Consider the following 18,108-nt stretch of genomic DNA (forward strand, 5'->3'; position numbering starts at 1 on the left):
ATACTGTTCGAACTTAGGGTGTGGGGGTGCGCGTATGTTTGGGGGTGCTCGTGCCGCGCGGCGCGCCGGCCAGTGGCCGCGCATTGGGCTGCTCGTACTCGCGACGACCGCTCTTACGACGCCTGCGCTCTCGCAGGCTCCGCCGGGAACAGCCGTGCCTGGAGTCACCGCCCCCGAGCTGGATCCCGGGGCGCGGGTGTCGCGGCCGCCTCCGTCGCGCGGTGGCGGGGCTTTTTCGGCCGAACCGCCCGGCCCGTGCCCGCTAGAATCGTCTGACGTCGAAGTCACGCTGAACAGCGTGAGTTTCCGCGGTGCGACAGCGGTGAGCGAGGCCGATTTGCGCGGCGCCTATGCCGATTTTCTGGGCAAGCCGCAGAAAGTGTCGGTGATCTGCGCCATCCGCGACCGGGCTGCGAGAATCATTTTCGAGAGCGGCGTCCTGGCCCGCGTTGAAATCCCCGAGCAACGGATCGCTGGCGGCGCCATGACGCTCGAGGTCATCGAGGCCCACGTGGTCAACGTCCGCGTCCGCGGCGACGTCGGTCCCGTACAGGAAGCAATCGAGCGCTACGCGGAGAAGCTCAGGGGCATGAAGCCCTTCGACATGGCCAAGGCGCAACGCTACCTGCTGCTGGCGTCCGATGTGCCCGGCGTCCGTGTACGCGCCGCCGTGCGGCCGTCGACCAGCCCCTCGCGTGGGGCCGTTGACATCGACCTCAGCGTCGCCCGTGAGAAGCCGTCCGCCTTCGTGAACATCACCAATACGGGCTCGGAAGCGGCCGGCCGCTGGGGCGCCCTGCTGCGGACCGAACTCGCGGGATACACCGGGTACGGCGAGAGCACCGCGATCACCGCCTTCCACACCATGGACTCCAACGAGCAGTGGCTGCTGCAGGTGGCGGAGAGCGCCCGGTTCGGATCGGAAGGCCTGACCGGCCGCGGCGCCCTCACCTACGGCGAAAGCCGCCCGGGCGGCTCGCTCAGCCCGCTGAATCTGAAGAGCAAATCACTGGTGGCAAATCTCGAGGCCGCCTACCCGTTCGTCCGCTCTCGCAACCAGAACCTGAACCTCGTTGGCGGCTTGGATCTGGTGGACCAGAAGACGACCGTAGGCGGCGTCGGCCGTTTGAGCCACGACGAGCTGCGGGTGCTCTACGCGCGCGCCGACGGCGACTACCGCACCGAGATAGGCGGCCGGCCGCTGCTGGTGAGCGGAGGCGTGGGCGTCCGCAAGGGGCTTTCCCTCCTGGGCGGCAGCGAGGCAGGCGACACCGGCCTGACGCGCGCCTTCGCCAAGCCCGAGGCCTTGGTGGTCAAGGGCCAAGGCGGGATCGACATCGCCATTACAAACCGGCTGACCGGGATGGTCCGGGGCCAGGCGCAGTATTCGTCTAGCCCCCTGCTGCCGTACGAGCAGCTGTCGCTGGGCGGCCTTACGGTGGGACGCGGCTACGATCCGGCCGCCGTGATCGGAGACAAGGGCGTTTCGGGCGCATTCGAGCTGCGATACGGCCCCATGCCCGTACACCCCAAGGTGCAGGCGGCGCCTTATCTGTTCTTCGACACCGGCTACGTGGCCAACAACAACGTCCGTATCACCGGCGTCGAGAAGAGCCGTTCACTGTCGTCGGTCGGCGGCGGCGTGATCTTCCGCGTCAATAACCGCGCCAATCTGGAAGTCACCTATGCCCACCCGCTGGACAGCACGCGTCCCGGCGGGCCGCGTCGAGGCGACCGTGTGCTGATCCAGCTCACGGCCAGCCTGCTTTGATGCGAAAGAGGGAGCAGTAATGTCGCCGCTTATCCGCATCCACGCATCGTCCGGGGGCCGCCGGGGACGGCTGCTCGCGCGCACGGCCCTATGCGGCGCCCTCTGCGGCCTGCAGGCGCTGGCGTCTTCGGGAGCCTCGGCCGCGCCTGTCGGCGGCATTCCGGAAGTCAATTCGGGCGGCGGCGCCCCGGTCATCTCATCCAGCGGCCTCAACACCAACGTAACCCTGAACGCCCAACGGACGGTGCTGAGCTGGGCGACCTTCGACGTTAAGCCCGAAGAGACGGTCACCTTCAACTTCGGGGCCCGCAACTGGATCGTCCTCAATCGGATCACGACCCTTAACCCGACCAAGATCGAAGGCGTCATTGAGGGCAAGGTCGGCAGCGCCTTCGGCGGCAACGTCTGGTTCGTCGGCAATAACAGCATCATCTTCGGCAAGACCTCGCGCGTGGACGTGGGGGGCTTTCTGGTCGGCATCGGCACGCCCGATACGGCCAACTTCCTGGACCCGTCGAAGAACCTGTTCTCGTTCAGCGGCGACGACGCCTTACCGGGCGCACGAGTCTTTGTTCTGTCGAACGCCGACATCACAGCGCACGGCGGTTCGGCGGTATTCGCCGGCCCCAGCGTCGTCACGCGCTCGGGCTCGTCCATCCTCGCGGCCGACGGCAGTGCGGTCTACGGCGCGGCCCGCACTTACCAGATCCGCTTCGCCCCGGGGGTTGGGGGCGACTTCGACCTGGTCGACTTCATCATTCCCAGCGTCAGCGCCGGCACCGACAGCGCCGTCGCCCTGGATCTGGCCGGCGAGAGCCGCGCCAACTCGGTCTTCATCGCCGCGATGAACCGCTCGGCGGTCGGCAGCGCGGTCATCAACCTAGAAGGCCTGATCACGGCGACCGGCGCCAAGGCGGAAGGCGGCGACATCGTCCTATCGGGCGGCGGCAGCATCGTTGACCGCGCGCCCACGGCCGCGACCAGCGGCGCCGGTTCAGCCGACGTGTTCCTGAACCGGGCGAACGCGGCGCGCGACCTGCGCATCAACAACGTCGGCCAGATCTTCCCGCGGCCGTGGCTGCGGCCCGCCGAAGACGCCAAGGATCCGCTGACGATCTCCGAAGCCGCCGACTGCGCCGCCGGCATCCTCGCGGGCTGCGAAGTCAGCAATGGGAACGGAAACGGAAACGGCTTTGGTAACGGGAACGGCTTCGGGAACGGCAATGGCTTCGGGAACGGTCTTTCGGACTTTGCGCTAGAGACAGTCGTTCTGGAACGGGCCCTGGTCTCCAGCCTGTTCGACCCTACCGCCGTCTCGACCATTAGCAGCGGTCGGGACGCCAGGATCGCCGCGACCGCCAGCATCGAACTGGGCCGCATTGTCGCCGGGCGAGATATCGACACGAAGGCGGGGTCGGTCAAGGCCAACAGCCTGATCGCCTCGGGCGCCCTCACCGCGACAGCCACCGAGGGCGATGTCGTGCTGGCCGGCGTCGGCGTCATGCGCGACGGTTCGATCTCGGCCAAGTTCGATGTGAAGATCGATGCAGTCACCGCCACCCAGAAACTCAGCATAGCGTCTGGTCGCGACATCACGCTGGGTGACGGGACCTCGGCGGTCACCGGCGCGATCTCGCTGAACGCCACCCAGAACGTGCTGGTCGATCTGGCCTCGGCCAAGATCGACGCCATCACGGCCGGCAACGTCAACCTGCGCGGCGGTGCGCTCGAGGTCGGCATGATCACCGCACCCCGCGTCTTCGCCCAGGCGGCCAGCGTGAAGCTGGGGACCGTCTCCACCTCGGGCGACCTCTATGTGGTCGCGACGAACGGCGACGCGATCGTTGGCACGGCGCGGGCCGGCGACGACATCTTCATCCTCGCCAACCATGGTACAGCGTCGCTGGGCGACGCGACGCTGACAGGGGCCTCGCCCGACGTCGTCGGCGTCGAGTTCGTGGGCAACCCCGACACGGCGGGCAACGGCCGCGTGGTGCGCGTGGAGTCTCAGGACTTCGACGCCAAGCTCGGCCTCGGCACGGGCGGCGTCACCGGCGCCACGGCGATCGCCGTGCGCGGCGGTCGGGATGCGGCGCTGGACATCACCCGTCAGTCGGCCGCCTCGGTTTCGGTCGTGTCGGCGCGCGACGCCACACTGCGCGCGCCGTCCATCCAGCTCGACAACGTGACGTCGGGACGCGACCTGACGATCGGAAGCACCACCACCGACTTCACGCTGAGCAGCCCGCTGGTTGCAGTGCGGAACATCACCGTCACCGCGCTCGGCGCGCTTCGCGTGGGCGACGTGCGCGCCGACGCGGGCTCGATCATCTTGCAGGGCGGCACGGTGCAAGCGGGCAACGTCTCGGCCAGCGAAGACCTGACCCTGCGCGCCACCACCGGCGGCGTCACCACCGCCAGCTACCGCACCGGGCGCGACCTGATCCTGCAGGGCACGACGTTGTCGCTCGGCGCCGCCATCGCGCCAGTCGTTCGTGATCTTTCAATCACTTCGCTCGGTAATTTCACGTCCACCAGCCCCCTGACGGCGGGTCGCAACGTCAGTATCGACGTTGCGGGCAAGGCGACGCTGGGCCAGACCACGGGATCGAGCGTCGTGCGCATCGCCGCGAGCGACCTCGACCTTACCGGGACCGTCACGGCGCCTACCGTGCAGATCGAGTCGCGCGGCGGCGCATTGCAGGTCGGAGGCGCCGGGGGCACCAGCGGGTTCGTCCTGGACAACACCGAGTTCGGCCAGATCCGCGCCTCCAGCCAGGTGAAGATCTACGCTGGCCTCACCACCGGCGGCACGCGCGGCGATCTCTCGCTGTTGGACCTGGCGATCAACACCACGAACACGCCGAACGTGACCTTCCTGGTGGGATCGGCGGCGACCGCCCGTGTGAGCGGCATAGCAGCTCCGACCACCAGCGGCGGCATCCTGCGCATCGGGGACGCTACGGATCTGAGCTGGCGACCGGGCTCCATCCTGGTGACCGGCGGCTTGGGCGCGGCCACCTTCTCGGGCGGCCAGTACAGCAACATTCGCGCGTTCAATGAGGTCCGCCTCGCGGCCCGCCAGGACATCCTGATGGGCTCGCAACGCTTCATCACGCTGATCCAGGGCGCCGCGGTCGAAAATATCGACCTCGCGAAGCTGCTGCCGGCCGGGGTCGCGCCGACGGGCGATGAGTTGTCGAAGGTCTATGTCTCGACCGGTCGTCTCGAAGTTTCGGCCGACAACAAGGTGGTCCAGCAGAACGCAGCGCCCTCAGGTACGCTACAATCGGTGGGACTGCTGTTCACCGGTCAGTTCTCGCCGGCCTTGATCATCGATCCGCCCAAGGTCGTGGACCTATGGGGCGCGTTCGCCAACAACGGTCAGTTCCTGAGCGGCCAGCAGGCCAATGGCGCACTGACCTTCACCGTCGTCGACAACAACGGCAACCAGATCAGCCAGCCTTTGGGCGCCACGTACCGCTTCAACAGCTGCGACGTCGGCACCGCGAACTGCCAGGTCACCGCCGGGGGACTGGGTGACGGGTTGGGCGGCGATAACGGCGCCGGCGGGTTGAGCTCGGGCATGGCCGACGGATCCTTGCGTATCCGGGACACCCTCGGCGACAGCGATCTGTCGGACGAAGGGCAGTCCGACGCGGTCTCGTCGGAGAGCCTTATCAACCCCCCGGTCATCCTGGGTGTGGCCCCGCCCAGTGCGGACGAGATCGTCACCGATCCGGTGGTGGCGGGCACGGGCAGCGAAGAAATCTGGCGCAAGCGCAGGCAGAAGAAATGATCGGCAAGACCCTCCTCCTCCTGGGCGGCGCGGTTCTCCTGACCGGCGCTGCATCTGCCGCCGGCGCCCAGACGCGGGCCGACCTCATCCCCCTTGGGCAGAGCGCCGCCTCGGGCGCCGTGTGCCAGGCCGTACGCGACTATGACGACCCGGCCGTACAGGCCGCCGGTCGTCGCGCCTGGAACATCCGCTGTCGCGGGTGGGAAGGCAGCCTGGGCCGCATCTATGTGTTGCCCAAGGCGGCGGACGCCGGTGTGTGGGAGACCTCCCTGGCCTCACGCGCCAGCTGCGACGCGACCAAGTCCGAGCAGGTGGCTGGCCTGGGCGGCGTGAGCCGCCGCGCCTGCCGCAGCAATGCCGGCAAGGCCCCTTATCTGGCCTATTCGTCGAACAGGGGCGGCGGGCTCTACGCCGCTGAAGGCCCGGCCCAGATCGCCGACGTGCTCGAGACCGGTCTGAAGGTGGTTTCGGGCGCGATGAAGCCGCCATCAGCCTCCGCGGTTCAGACCTCGGCGGCGAGCGCCGAGATCGCCGCCGACTTTGGCGGATCGACCGGCGGCCTCGCCCGGGCCCAGGCCGCCGCCGCAGCCGATCCCGCCCGCTTGCGGGCCCGCGCCTATGTCCAGAACAACGAGTGGCGCTTCGAGGCGGCCGAGACCGACTTCCAGGCCCTGGTCGCCGACGCCGAAGCGCGCCGCGCCCCCCCGGCCGAAATGGCTGAGGCGCTGCTGAACCTGGCTCTCAATGTGTCGAACAACGGTCGCTTCGCCGAAGCGGACCGGCTGTTCCGCGACGCCGACGCCCAGGTGGCCGCCGCGGCCGATCCGCTGCTGAGCGCCCAGGCTCGCACCTATCGCGCGCTCCACCTGCGCAACGCCGGCCGTTTCGCGGAAGCGGCCGAGGCCGGCCAGGCCGCCCTCCGCGCCAACCAACAGGTCCGAACCGCGCGCGGCCTGGGCGCCGGAGGCCCCACGCCCGTCGCCGATGCGTCCGGCGACATCGCCATCGGCCCCGAACTCTCGCAAGCTCTCAATCGCCGCCCCGCAGGCCGCGACGTTATGGGCGGCAGCCAGGTCTCACTTGCCGATCGCCTGGCCGTCCAGGACGCACAGGCGCTCGAAGTGGTGGGCTCTTCGCTCGCCGCACAGGGCGACGCGGCAGGCGCGCGTGAGGCGCTGGCGCGCGCCGGCCGGCTGCTGACCGCGGCCGAAGCCAGCGGCGCGCTCAACGTCTGGCTCCGCGCCCGTATCGAGGCCGATCTCGCCGAAATTGACATGGATGCCGGCCAGCCTCTCCAGGCGATCGCCAAGTACAACAACGCCATCCGGATCATCCGCCTGCGCCACGCGGCTACCGCCGCCGAGGGTGGGCTGCTGCTCGACCTGGGCCGCGCCCAGGTGGCCGCGGGCCAGGAAGAGGCCGCACTGGTCACGTATGCCCGTGCCTTCGAACTGTTCCAGGAGCAGCGCGGCGCCCTGGGCGCGTCGGCCGACGACGCAGCGCCCTACTTCGACCTGCTGCTGAAGCGCATCAAAAGCGACCCGGGCAAGGCCGACGACTACAAGTCGCGCTTCTTCAACGCCGCCTCCAGCGTGGTCTCGAACGCCACGGCCCAGACGGTCTCGAAGCTGGCTGCCCGCGTGGCCTCGGGCGACAGCGCCGTCACCGGACTCGTGCGCGCCTTGGACGACACGCGCCGCGAACTGCGCGCCGCCGAGGCCCAGGCCGCAAACCTGCAGGCGGCGAACGCCTACGTGGGCCAGGAACGCGCCGACCTCGAGGCACGTCTCAAGACGCTTCAGGAGCAGTCCGACGGCCTGGAAAGCCAGTTGCTGTCGGCCAATCCGCGCTACTCGCAACTGGTCTCGTCGCAGGCCTCGCTGGCCGACCTCCAGAAGGTGCTCGCCAAGGACGAGGCCTATGTGAAGGTGCTGCTGCTCGACAGCCGCGGCTATGGCCTGCTGGTGACGCCGAGCAAGGTCGAGCCCTACGCCATCGGCTTGAACCGCGGCACGGCCGGAGCCGAGGTGCGCCGGCTGCGCGCGCCGTTCGAGGCCGAGGACTCTCTGCCAGCCTTCGACGTCGCCCGTTCACATCAGCTGTTCAAGCAGTTGTTCGGCCCGGTCGCCACGGACGTCACGGCCGCCAAGCACCTGATCTACGAACCCGACGGCCCGTTGATCTCGCTGCCGGTCGCCACGCTGGTCACGGAAGACCCCACGGCGCTTCTGGCCGGCGTCCCGGCGGGCGGCGATCCCGACTACCGAAAGGTGGCCTGGCTGGGCGCCAAGACGGACTCAGCGCTCGTCCTGTCGGCCGCCAGCTTCATGCAGTCGCGCGCTTTCGCGCCGTCGCGGGCCAAGCAGAGCTTCCTGGGCTTCGCCGACCCCGCCACGCCGGCCAAGTCCGACACCCGCGCCTACGCCGGGATGGTGAAGCGGGCGGTCAGCCTGCGCAGCGAACGCGACCTGTCGAACGTCTGTGAGAATACCCGGCTGGCGCTGTTGCAGATGCCACCCCTGCCCGACACGGCCGACGAGGTGCGCGCCGTCGGCGCCAGCATCGGCGGCGCGAGGCCCGAGGACATCATCGTCGGAGCGCAGTTCACCGACGAGAAGGTCAAGGACCGCAAGGACCTGTCGGACTACAAGGTGCTCTACTTCGCGACCCACGGGCTGCTGCCGCAGCCGTCGGCCTGTCTGCCCGAGCCGGCGCTGATGACGTCAGTGGGCATCGGGGACTCGGACGGCCTGCTCGACACCAGCGAAATCCTGGACCTCAAGCTGGACGCCGACCTGGTCGTGCTATCGGCCTGCGACACCGGCGGCGCCGGCGGCGACACCGCGGCCAGCGGTCTGCAGGGCGGCGGCGAAGCGTTGGGAGGTCTGACCCGGGCAGTGATCTATGCGGGCGGCCGCTCTCTGATCGTCTCGCACTGGTCGGTGGACTCGGTGGCGACCGTGCGCCTGATGACCGGGATGTTCTCGGCGGCGGCGCCCAGCAAGGCGGAATCGCTGACCCGATCTCAGGTGATCCTCCAGCAGAGCGTGGAGTTCTCGCACCCTTACTTCTGGGCGCCTTTCACCATCGTCGGCGACGGCTCCAAGCCGCTGCCCGCCGCGTCGGCGCGGGAGGCGGATTGATCCGGTAGCGGCGCCCGTGCGACGCCGCCTTCCGTGATGTCCAACGCCGTCATCCAGCTCGATGTCGAGGCCTACGACGCCTCGATCCCCCGCCCGATGGGTCGCAACTCGGCGGGCGAAGGGTTCCTGCGCGGCTTTCTGAAGCATGCCGACGTCGACGTCTTCCACTTCTGGAACGTCCGCGCCCTGCCCCAGGAAGAGCTGGAGGCCTTGCTGGAGCGTCTAGGCCCCGTGAACCGCCCCATCCGGTGGCTGGGCCGCGGCGATCGCCCTGACGTGGCGGCCGCGGGCGCGCTCTACATCCCGACGCCGGAGATGAAGGGCGAGGCGTGGGCCCGTCGAGCCCTGGGCTCTCACAATCACTCGCTGACCGGCGTCACCCATACGATCGCAGAGACCTACATTCTGGACGAGCTGGCGGCCCTCCTCCTGGCGCCGCTCGAGCCGTGGGACGCCTTGATCTGCACATCCGATCCGGGGCGCCGCGCGGTCGAGAGCCTGCTGGAGGGCGTGGCCGGCTATCTCCAGGACCGCTTCGGCGCCACCCGCATCCCGCCAGCCCAGCTGGTGACCATTCCGCTGGGCGTCCACGTCGAGGACTTCGGACGCGACGAGGCCCTGCGCCGCAAGTGGCGCGAGCGGCTAGACATCCCCGAGGACGCGCCCGTGGCTCTGCACATGGGCCGCTTCAGCGTCACGACGAAGCTGCACCCCGGTCCGTCAGGTCTGGCGCTGCAACAGGCCGCCGAACGGCTGGGACGCCCTGTCTACTGGCTCATGTTCGGCGGCGCCCGCAAGGCTGAGGAGGAGCAGGCGTTCCTGGCCGCCGCCGCCACGTTCGCCCCCGACGTCCGCATCCGCCAGGGGCCCGACGCCACCGCCGGGACGCGCAACGAGCTGGTCTCGGCTGCGGACGTGTTCCTCTCACTATCGGACAACGTGCAGGAGACCTTCGGGCTGACCCCTGTCGAAGCAATGGCTGCCGGCCTGCCGTGTGTCGTCAGCGACTGGGATGGCTATCGCGATACGGTCCGCCACGGGATCGACGGGTTCAGGATTCTGACCACCCAGCCTCGGGCGGGGCTGGGGTCGGATCTCGCCTACGCCTACGCCATGCGCCTGATGAGCTATGAGGACTACGCGGGCTCGGCCTCGCTCATGACCGCCGTCGACGTCGATCAGACGGCCGAGGCGCTGACGTTGCTGTTTTCCGACCCGGACCTCCGCGCCCGGATGGGGGCCGCCGGCCAGGCACGGGCGCGCGAGGTGTTCGACTGGGGCGCGGTCATCCCACAGTACCAGGCGCTGTGGGCCGAGCTTGCGCGCCGCCGCGCGGCCGCAGGACGACAGCCCGGGCTGGAGAACCCCTATCGGCCAGATCCTTTCCGGATGTTCGCAGGCTATCCAACGGCGGTGCTGGAGCCCGACGATCTCGTCGCGGCGGCGCGACCGTTCGTCGAGGGCGAGGCGCCGTTCCTTCTGGATCTGCCGGGAGTCCGCAACGCGGCCGCGCGTCTGCCCACGACCGTCGAGGCCGAAGCGCTGATTGCAGCCGTGACGGTCCGACCGCAATCGGTTGGCGACCTTCTTGCGGCGTTCCCATCAGACCGGAGACCCTTCCTCGAACGAGGAATCCTTTGGCTGGCGAAATTCGGGTTTGTGCGTCTGAGCGGCAAATCGCCGCGTAACTGAGGCGAACCGGAGAGTTGTTCAGGTACCGTTCAAGCGCTGAGTGTGCTAGCTACGGAGCCGGGGCGTCCACGATCCGAAATATGGTACGGGGAATGAGATCTATGATCCGTAAGCTTCTGACTGGACTGGCTGTTTCACTGGTCTGCGGCGGCGGCGCGATGGCCAGCGACTACATCGTCGTTGGCTCCACCGACCCTGCGATCAAGCGCGGCCAGGCGTTCGACGCCGGCGCCCGCGTACAATTGGGCGTGGGCAAGACGATCACCCTGATGCGCGCGTCTGGCGAGGTCACCACGCTGAAGGGCGCCGCCAGTGGCGTCGTGGTGCCGGCCAATCGTCTCGCCGCCGCCGACACTGCGCGGTTCGAAACACTGCGCGCTCTGGTCGAGCCCCCGCCTCAGGGCCGCACGTTCGGGGCCCGCCGCGGCGGCATCTGCCCGGCCGTCGAAACCCTCACGACGCTGGACGACATTCTTCGCACCGCGGAAGCCAGCGGCTGCAAGACCGTCGCCCGCCAGGCCCTGGAAAACTATCTGGCCAAGACCGGCCAGTAGTCCCGGGTTCATCACGCTTGGAGACGCCGCCCGCATCACGGGCGGCGTTTTCGATTCCAGGGTCTGTGAAGACGGAGATTGGTAGGCCGGGTGAGGTTCGAACTCACGACCATTCGATTAAAAGTCGAATGCTCTACCACTGAGCTACCGGCCCTCTTCGCGAGCGTTGCTCGGGCGAAGCGGCGCGGAACCTAGAGGGCGCCGGGCGAAAGGCCAAGCGCGTTCTTACCGCTGCGGCCTTAACAGCCGCGCGGGCGGGCGTATGGTGTCGGCATGCGTAGTTCCGCCCTTCACCTGATCGTCGCCGCGGCGCTGCTGGCCGCGCCGGCCGCCGCCCAGACCAACAGGACCCCGGCAAAGACGCCGCCAGCCAAGAGTCAGCCCGCAAAGACCCCGGCCTCCAAAGCGTCGTCCATGCCGCCGCCTGACCCGCCACCGGCGTCGGCCGATCGGCTGAAGACCTCGGATCAGATGAAGCGAAGCAGCGTGGAAGGCGCCGCAACGACCCCTCTGCGGGACCTGGGCGTCATGAAGGTGGAGATCCCGCAGGTGCTGCTGGATGCGCTGGAAGACCCTTACGCGCGGCCCCCAAGGACGGCGAAGTGCCCACAACTCATCGCCCTGATCCGTCCGCTCAACGACGTCCTGGGGCCCGATATCGACACCATCCCCTCGGAGGACGAGGGCCTGACCGCCAAGGGCAAGTCCACCGCGTTGGGCGTCGCCGGCGACCTTGCCGGAGGGGCGATCCCGTTCCGGGGCGTCGTGAGGAAGCTGTCGGGCGCCGAGAGCCATGACCGGCAGGTTTCGGCCGCCATCATCGCCGGCCACACGCGCCGGGCCTATCTCAAGGGCCTGGGCGAGGCTCGCGGGTGCGGTCCCCCCGCAACGCCCAGCCACGAGCGGACGGCGTTCAAGCAGGCCGCGGCGACGCAACAGACCGCCAGCGCGCCCCCGCCGCCAGCCCAGCCGGCGGCCAAGCGCGGGCCTACGCCGAAGTATCCGACCCGGTAGCGCCCTGCCGGGCGGCGAACCCGCGACGGAAGCTCTCCATCCTACCCTCGGCGATCGCCGAACGGAGTTCAGACATCAGGGACTGGAAGAAGGCCAGGTTGTGCCAGGACAGAAGGACCTGTCCCAGGATCTCGGCCGACTTCACCAGGTGATGCAGATAGGCCTTGGAATAGTCACGGCTGGCCGGAACATCGCTCTGCGGATCCAGCGGGCTTTCGTCCTCGGCGAAGCGCGCGTTCTTCAGATTGATCGGCCCATCCCAGGTCCAGGCCTGCCCATGGCGCCCCGAACGGGTCGGCAGTACGCAGTCGAACATGTCGACCCCGCGATAGACCGCTTCCACGATGTCGATGGGCTTGCCGACACCCATCAGATAGCGCGGCCGCTGCACGGGCAACATGCCTGGGGCGAAGTCCAGCACCTCGCACATGGCCTGGTGCCCCTCGCCCACCGCCAGGCCGCCGATGGCGTAGCCGTCGAAGCCCGTCTCGATCATCCGCTCGGCCGATTCGCGGCGCAGCACCTCGGAAGTGCCGCCCTGCTGAATCCCGAACAGGTTCTGCGCATCACGTTCGCCGAACGCGTTCTTCGAACGCTGTCCCCAGCGCGCCGAGCGGCGCATGGCGTCGGCCATCCGGTCGTCCGAGGCCGGCAACGCGACCAGCTCATCCAACTGCATGACGATGTCTGAGCCCAGAAGGTCGGCCTGGATCTCCATGGATCTCTCGGGCGAGAGTGCATGACGGCTGCCGTCGAGGTGGCTCTGGAAGGTCACGGCCTCCTCGGTCACCTTCGAGATCTTGGACAACGACATCACCTGGAAGCCGCCCGAGTCCGTCAGGATGGGCTTCTCCCACCGCATGAACCGGTGCAACCCGCCCAGCCGCCGCACCCGCTCGGCCGAGGGCCGCAGCATCAGGTGATAGGTGTTGCCCAGGATGATATCGGCCCCGGTGGCCGCCACCTGCTCGACGGTCAGCGCCTTGACGGTTCCGGCCGTTCCGACGGGCATGAAGGCCGGCGTGCGGATGTCGCCGCGCGGCGTGCTCAACACCCCGGTTCGGGCCTTGCCGTCCGTGGCGCTGACCTTGAACGGAAATGCGGTCACCGATCGGCCCTCCAGAGCAGGCTGGAGTCGCCGTAGGAATAGAACCGATAGCCGCCGGCGATGGCGTGGGCATACGCCGCGTGCATGGTCTCGAACCCCGCGAAGGCCGAGACCAGCATGAACAGGGTGGATTTCGGGAGATGGAAGTTGGTCATCAGCCCGTCCGCCGCCCGGAATCGGTAGCCCGGCGTGATGAAGATCGACGTCTCCGCCATGAAGGGGCGCACGGTCCCGTCCGCATCGGCGGCGCTCTCCAGCAACCGCAGGGACGTCGTTCCGACGCAGACGATCCGGCCGCCGGCGGCGCGGGCCGTGTTCAGGCGCTCGGCGGTGGCTGGATCGATCTCGCCCCACTCCGCGTGCATGCGGTGCTCGGCGATGTCGTCCACCTTAACCGGCAGGAAGGTGCCGGCGCCCACGTGCAGGGTCACCCACTCCTGTCGCACGCCCATGGCCTTCAGCCGCGCCAGCAGCTCGGGCGTGAAGTGCAGCCCCGCGGTGGGGGCCGCGACCGAGCCGTCCTCGGCGGCGTAGACCGTCTGGTAGTCGGAGAGGTCCTGGGCGTCCTCCGGCCGCTTGGCCGCGATGTACGGCGGCAGCGGCATCACGCCCCGCTCGGCGATGGCGGCCATCAGGTCCGGGTCCGAAAGGTCGAAGGCCAGGGTGATCTCGCCCCCCTCCCCCTTCTCCCGCACGGTCGCCTCGAGGGCGCCCAGCAGGCAGGCGCGGTCTTGCGGCTCGCCGAAGACGACGCGGTCGCCCACCGCCAGCTTCTTCCCCGGCCGCATGAAGGCGGTCCAGACGTGACCCGCGGTGTGGCGGTGAAGGGTCGCCTCGACGGACACCCGACTCTCGCCACGCAGCCGCACGCCCTTCAGGCGCGCCGGGATCACGCGGGTGTCGTTCATCACCAGAACGTCGCCGGCGCGCAGCAGGTCGGGCAGATCGCGCACGTGCAGATCGTCAAACGGCTGGCCCGGCGCGACCAGCAGCAGGCGCGCCGAATCCCGTGGGCTGACGGGCCGGAGCGCGATGCGGTCCTCGGGGAGGTGGAAATCGAAGTCGGCAAGCTGCATGAAGGGCGAGGTGAAACACACGCGAGGCGTCTCGCGTCAAGGTCGGGGCGGGGATGACGCGGGTCGCAGGCTGGGTGAATGTCGCCCTGACCCTCCTGGTGCTGACGGTTGCGGTGGCGGCAGGCCTAAGCCTCCTGGGAGGCCGGTTCCACCACCTGGACCTGCTTTCGCACTTTGCGCCGCTCTACGCGATCACAGCTGCGCTTGGCCTCGTCTGGTCGATCGTGGCGGGCCGTGGTCCGATCGTCGCCGCCTCGCTACTGGGTCTTCTGGCCAGTGGAATTCTGATCGCGCCCGAGTTCAGGCGGGACGCCGGACCGGCGGCCTCCGTTACGGCGCCGGGCCAGATCAAGGTGATCCAGTTCAACGCCGGCCGCGACAACAGCGACATCCAGGGCGTGGCCGACTGGCTCATCGCCCAGGACGCCGACGTGATCACCCTGACCGAAGGCCGCCGACAGCTACGCAGGCTGATACAGAAGCGAACCGGCTGGCGCACCGCGGGCGGCCACGGCCAGCTGGTGATCTACACCCGGGACCAGTACGTCGGCATGGTCAGGCCCCGCCCCCCGAAGCCCGACGTCGCCACCTTCGTCAACGCCACCTATGACCGGCCGGGCGGGCCGGTCGAGGTCATCACGGCGCATCTGACGTGGCCTACGCGACCCGACATCACGCGTCAGATGCGCGCTATGGCGTTCGTTGCGGCGGCCAGGCCCCGAGACCGGATGATCCTGACCGGTGATCTCAATGCTTCGCCGTGGTCGGCGCAATTGCGCAGGCTTGACGCCAGCCTGGGACTTACCCGCCGAGATCGAGCTGTGGCGACATGGCCGGCGCAGGTGATGGGCCGGCCCTGGCCCCTGCCCTTCCTGGCGATCGATCACGTCTACGCCGGCCCCGGCTGGGCGACAGTCAAGGTCGAGCGTGGTCCGCATCTGGGCTCGGACCACTATCCCTTGATCGTCACCCTGGCGCCCGTCGGCCGCTAGGCGTCGGCCGCCACCTTCATCGAGACGATCTTGCCGGGCGCGCGGGGCGGCTCGCCCTTGGGCAGCGCGTCCACATTGTCCATGCCCTCGGTCACCTCGCCCCAGACGGTATACTGGCCGTCGAGGAAGCGGGCGTCGTCGAAGCAGATGAAGAACTGGCTGTTGGCCGAATTCGGGTTGGCCGTGCGCGCCATCGAACAAACGCCCCGCACATGCGGCTCGCGGCTGAACTCGGCCGGCAGGTTCGGCTTGTCAGAACCGCCCATGCCCGAACCGGTCGGGTCGCCGCCCTGGGCCATGAAGCCCGCGATCACCCGGTGGAACACGACGCCGTCGTAGAAGCCCTCGCGAGCCAGTTCCTTGATGCGCGCCACATGCTGGGGCGCCAGGTCGGGCCGCAGCTTGATGGTGACCGGACCGGTTTCCAGCTCCACGAGCAGGGTGTTTTCGGCGTCCATGTTCTATTTCACCTCGACAGGAATGTTGACGTCACAGGCCGAGACGCTTGTCCCGACCGGAGCTGCGGCCTTGACCCGAGCGATCTCGGCCTTGAACCAGGGGCCGGCCGGGTCGATCACGCGGATCTTCGGGCGGTCCTTCTCGGGCAGGTCGGACAGGACGCGCACCGTCAGCATGCGGTCCTGCGGATCGGCCACGGGCTCGCCCACCTTGATGGCGCGCACCACGTCCAGGCCCGAGATCACGCGACCGAAGGCGGCGTACCGGCGATCCAGCGCCGGATAGTGGTCGCGCATCAGATAGAACTGGCTGTTGGCCGTGTCGGGATCCTCGCCGCGCGCCGCGCCCGCGACGCCCTGGCAGAAGTTGACGAAGCCCGACACCTTGCCATCCCGCGTCAGGGGCGCCAGCGCCATCGACTGGGTCTGGACCGGCATGGTCTTGATGAAGCCCAGTTCCGACACGCTCTGATCGGCGAGCAGCGCGAACGGGGTCTCGGGCCCGCGTCGGAATTGAAACTCGCCCGGCACGTTCGGCTTGTCGGACTGGCCGGTGCCGCGGTTCTCGGGATCGCCCGTCTGGGCCATGAAGCCGTCGATGACCCGGAAGAAGGTGAGCCCGTCGTAGAATTTCGCCTGCGCCAGCTCTCGCACGCGCGCGGTGTAGAGCGGCGCCGTCTCCGGCGTCATCTCGACGATGACGCGGCCCTTGTTGGTGTCGATCACCAGGACATCGGCCGGATTGGGCGTGCGCCAGTCAGCGGCCGTCGGCGCCGGGCTCGCGGTCGCCGCAGGTTTTGCGGGCGCGGGGGGAGCCGGCTTCGGCTGGGAAAGCGCGGGACTCGCCGCGAGCGCGGCGCTGATCAGGACGGGCACGAACCTCATGGCGCCTCTCGTAGCGACCGATTTGGGCGACGGCTAGGCCCTGCCCGCCAAACGCTGCGGCGCGGCCGGCGGCCGGCCGTCAGGCGCCGGCCGCCGTCAGGGCCTGATCCAGGTCGGCGAGGATATCGTCGATGTGTTCAAGACCGATCGAGAGGCGGACGTAGCCAGGAGAGACACCGGTGGCCAGCTGGGCCTCGGCGTCGAGCTGCGAATGGGTGGTCGAGGCCGGGTGGATCGCGAGGCTCCGCGCATCGCCGATGTTGGCCACGTGGTAGAGCAGCTTGAGCCCATCGATGAAGCGGCGCCCCGCGTCGACGCCCCCCTTGAGCTCAAATCCGACCAGGCCGCCGAAGCCGCCCGACAGATAGCGATCCGCCCGCGCGCGGGCCTCGCCGGTCTGCTGGCTGGGATGGATCACCCGCGTGACGCCGGCGCGGCCGGCGAGCCAGGCGGCCACCTTCGTCGCGTTCTCGCAGTGGCGAGGCATGCGCAGCGGCGCGGTCTCGACGCCCTGCAGGATCTGGAACGCGTTGAACGGCGAAAGCGCGGACCCGAGGTCGCGAAGCAGCACGGTTCGGGTGCGCATGATGTAGGCGACCGGGCCCAGCGGCTTGACCGCCTCGGTCCAGACGGCGCCGTGATAGGAGGGGTCGGGCGCGTTCAACGCGGGCTGCCTGTCGCCGGCCGTCGCCCAGTCGAAATTGCCGCCATCCACGATGAGCCCAGCGATCGATGTGCCATGGCCGCCCAGGTACTTGGTGGCCGAGTAGACGACGACTGCGGCGCCATGCTCGAACGGCTTGCACAGGAGCGGCGCGGCGGTGTTGTCCATGATCAGCGGCACGCCGTTGACCCGCCCGATGGCCGCCACCTCCGCGATCGGGAAGACCTCGAGTTTGGGATTGGGCAGGGTCTCGGCGTAGTAGGCGCGGGTCTTGGCGTCGGTGGCGCGCGCGAAGTTCTCAGGGTCGGCGGGGTCGACAAACCGGACCTCGATGCCCTGGTCGCGCAGGGTGTTGGCGAAGAGGTTCCAGGTGCCGCCATACAGCGCCGTGGAACTCACGATGTTGTCGCCGGCCTTGGCCAGGGTCTGAACCGCAAGCGCCGAAGCCGCCTGACCGGAGCTCACGCCCAAGGCCGCCACGCCGCCCTCCAGCGCCGCGACACGCTGCTCCAGGACGTCGGTCGTCGGGTTCATGATCCGCGTGTAGATGTTGCCAAGCTCCTGCAGCGCGAACAGCGCCGAAGCGTGGTCGGTGTCGCGGAACTGGTAGGACGTGGTCTGGTGGATCGGCACCGCCACCGACCCGGTCGACGGATCCGCGCGCCAGCCGGCGTGCAGCGCGAGCGTGTCAGGGTGCAGCTTGCGGTCGGACATCGTTCACCTCGTGGTTCTTGCGTGGGCCGGCCCGTCGGGGTCCGGTCAGCGGACGGAGCAGTTTGAGAGGGCCGCGCACGGCGCGCAGGCCCCGGGCCCGGTGGACTGCGGGGGCGCGAAGAGCAGCCCTTCGATTACCCAGCCCAGTCCAGGTTTTGCGACGGTTCGATGCATGAACGCCTCCATCCGTCACTCGGCAACGCGTACCGCCCACAGTCCAAACCCGCTGCGGCCTAGG

Annotated in this window: 12 protein-coding genes and 1 tRNA gene; 7 read left to right on the forward strand and 6 right to left on the reverse strand. The window is 68.9% G+C overall.

What is annotated here, in order from left to right; all coding sequences use genetic code 11:
* Nucleotides 1-34 precede the first annotated feature (34 nt).
* From EPN98_RS00065 to EPN98_RS00085, 5 genes are all read left to right on the forward strand, one after another.
* A complete protein-coding gene (locus tag EPN98_RS00065) occupies nucleotides 35-1,771 on the forward strand; it encodes a ShlB/FhaC/HecB family hemolysin secretion/activation protein (RefSeq protein ID WP_293358533.1) in 1,737 nt (578 codons plus the stop codon).
* A 19-nt stretch (nucleotides 1,772-1,790) separates the two neighbouring features.
* On the forward strand, nucleotides 1,791-5,570 hold the full coding sequence (locus tag EPN98_RS00070; RefSeq protein WP_293358536.1) for a filamentous hemagglutinin N-terminal domain-containing protein: 3,780 nt from the start codon (nucleotides 1,791-1,793) through the stop codon (nucleotides 5,568-5,570).
* Nucleotides 5,567-8,713, forward strand: a complete 3,147-nt coding sequence (locus EPN98_RS00075) for a CHAT domain-containing protein (protein WP_293358539.1) — start codon at nucleotides 5,567-5,569, stop codon at nucleotides 8,711-8,713. The genes EPN98_RS00070 and EPN98_RS00075 overlap by 4 nt, the downstream gene beginning before the upstream one ends.
* 36 nt (nucleotides 8,714-8,749) lie before the next feature.
* Complete coding sequence (locus EPN98_RS00080) at nucleotides 8,750-10,405, forward strand: glycosyltransferase family 4 protein (RefSeq protein WP_293358542.1); 1,656 nt, start codon at nucleotides 8,750-8,752, stop codon at nucleotides 10,403-10,405.
* Nucleotides 10,406-10,506: 101 nt separating this feature from the next.
* Nucleotides 10,507-10,959, forward strand: coding sequence for a hypothetical protein (locus EPN98_RS00085; RefSeq protein ID WP_293358545.1), 453 nt, complete (start codon nucleotides 10,507-10,509; stop codon nucleotides 10,957-10,959).
* A gap of 79 nt (nucleotides 10,960-11,038) precedes the next feature.
* Here EPN98_RS00085 and EPN98_RS00090 read toward each other — a convergent pair.
* Nucleotides 11,039-11,113 (reverse strand) — tRNA-Lys (locus tag EPN98_RS00090).
* A gap of 119 nt (nucleotides 11,114-11,232) precedes the next feature.
* On the opposite strand from EPN98_RS00090, the gene EPN98_RS00095 reads away from it, so the two are divergent.
* Nucleotides 11,233-11,973, forward strand: coding sequence for a hypothetical protein (locus EPN98_RS00095; RefSeq protein WP_293358548.1), 741 nt, complete (start codon nucleotides 11,233-11,235; stop codon nucleotides 11,971-11,973).
* On the opposite strand, the gene tgt is transcribed toward EPN98_RS00095, so the two are convergent.
* Entirely contained in the window at nucleotides 11,948-13,081 is a 1,134-nt protein-coding gene (gene tgt / locus EPN98_RS00100) for a tRNA guanosine(34) transglycosylase Tgt (protein ID WP_293358551.1), read from the reverse strand. The genes EPN98_RS00095 and tgt overlap by 26 nt on opposite strands.
* Nucleotides 13,078-14,157 (reverse strand): tRNA preQ1(34) S-adenosylmethionine ribosyltransferase-isomerase QueA, encoded by a 1,080-nt coding sequence (queA, locus tag EPN98_RS00105; protein WP_293358612.1) that lies wholly within the window; start codon nucleotides 14,155-14,157, stop codon nucleotides 13,078-13,080. The genes tgt and queA overlap by 4 nt, the downstream gene beginning before the upstream one ends.
* 53 nt (nucleotides 14,158-14,210) lie before the next feature.
* Between queA and EPN98_RS00110 the strand changes: the two genes are divergently transcribed.
* Nucleotides 14,211-15,149, forward strand: a complete 939-nt coding sequence (locus EPN98_RS00110; RefSeq protein ID WP_293358553.1) for an endonuclease/exonuclease/phosphatase family protein — start codon at nucleotides 14,211-14,213, stop codon at nucleotides 15,147-15,149.
* Here the strand turns inward: EPN98_RS00110 and EPN98_RS00115 are convergent.
* The 3 genes from EPN98_RS00115 to EPN98_RS00125 all read right to left on the reverse strand — a co-directional run bounded on the left by EPN98_RS00115 (nucleotide 15,146) and on the right by EPN98_RS00125 (nucleotide 17,870).
* Entirely contained in the window at nucleotides 15,146-15,607 is a 462-nt protein-coding gene (locus EPN98_RS00115; RefSeq protein WP_293358556.1) for a peptidylprolyl isomerase, read from the reverse strand. The genes EPN98_RS00110 and EPN98_RS00115 overlap by 4 nt on opposite strands.
* 3 nt (nucleotides 15,608-15,610) lie before the next feature.
* Entirely contained in the window at nucleotides 15,611-16,492 is an 882-nt protein-coding gene (locus EPN98_RS00120; protein WP_293358559.1) for a peptidylprolyl isomerase, read from the reverse strand.
* Between the two features lie 79 nt (nucleotides 16,493-16,571).
* Complete coding sequence (locus EPN98_RS00125) at nucleotides 16,572-17,870, reverse strand: PLP-dependent transferase (protein ID WP_293358562.1); 1,299 nt, start codon at nucleotides 17,868-17,870, stop codon at nucleotides 16,572-16,574.
* Between the last annotated feature and the right edge of the window lie 238 nt (nucleotides 17,871-18,108).

This window comes from Phenylobacterium sp. (genome assembly GCF_004299445.1).
Classification (GTDB): Bacteria; Pseudomonadota; Alphaproteobacteria; order Caulobacterales; family Caulobacteraceae; genus Phenylobacterium.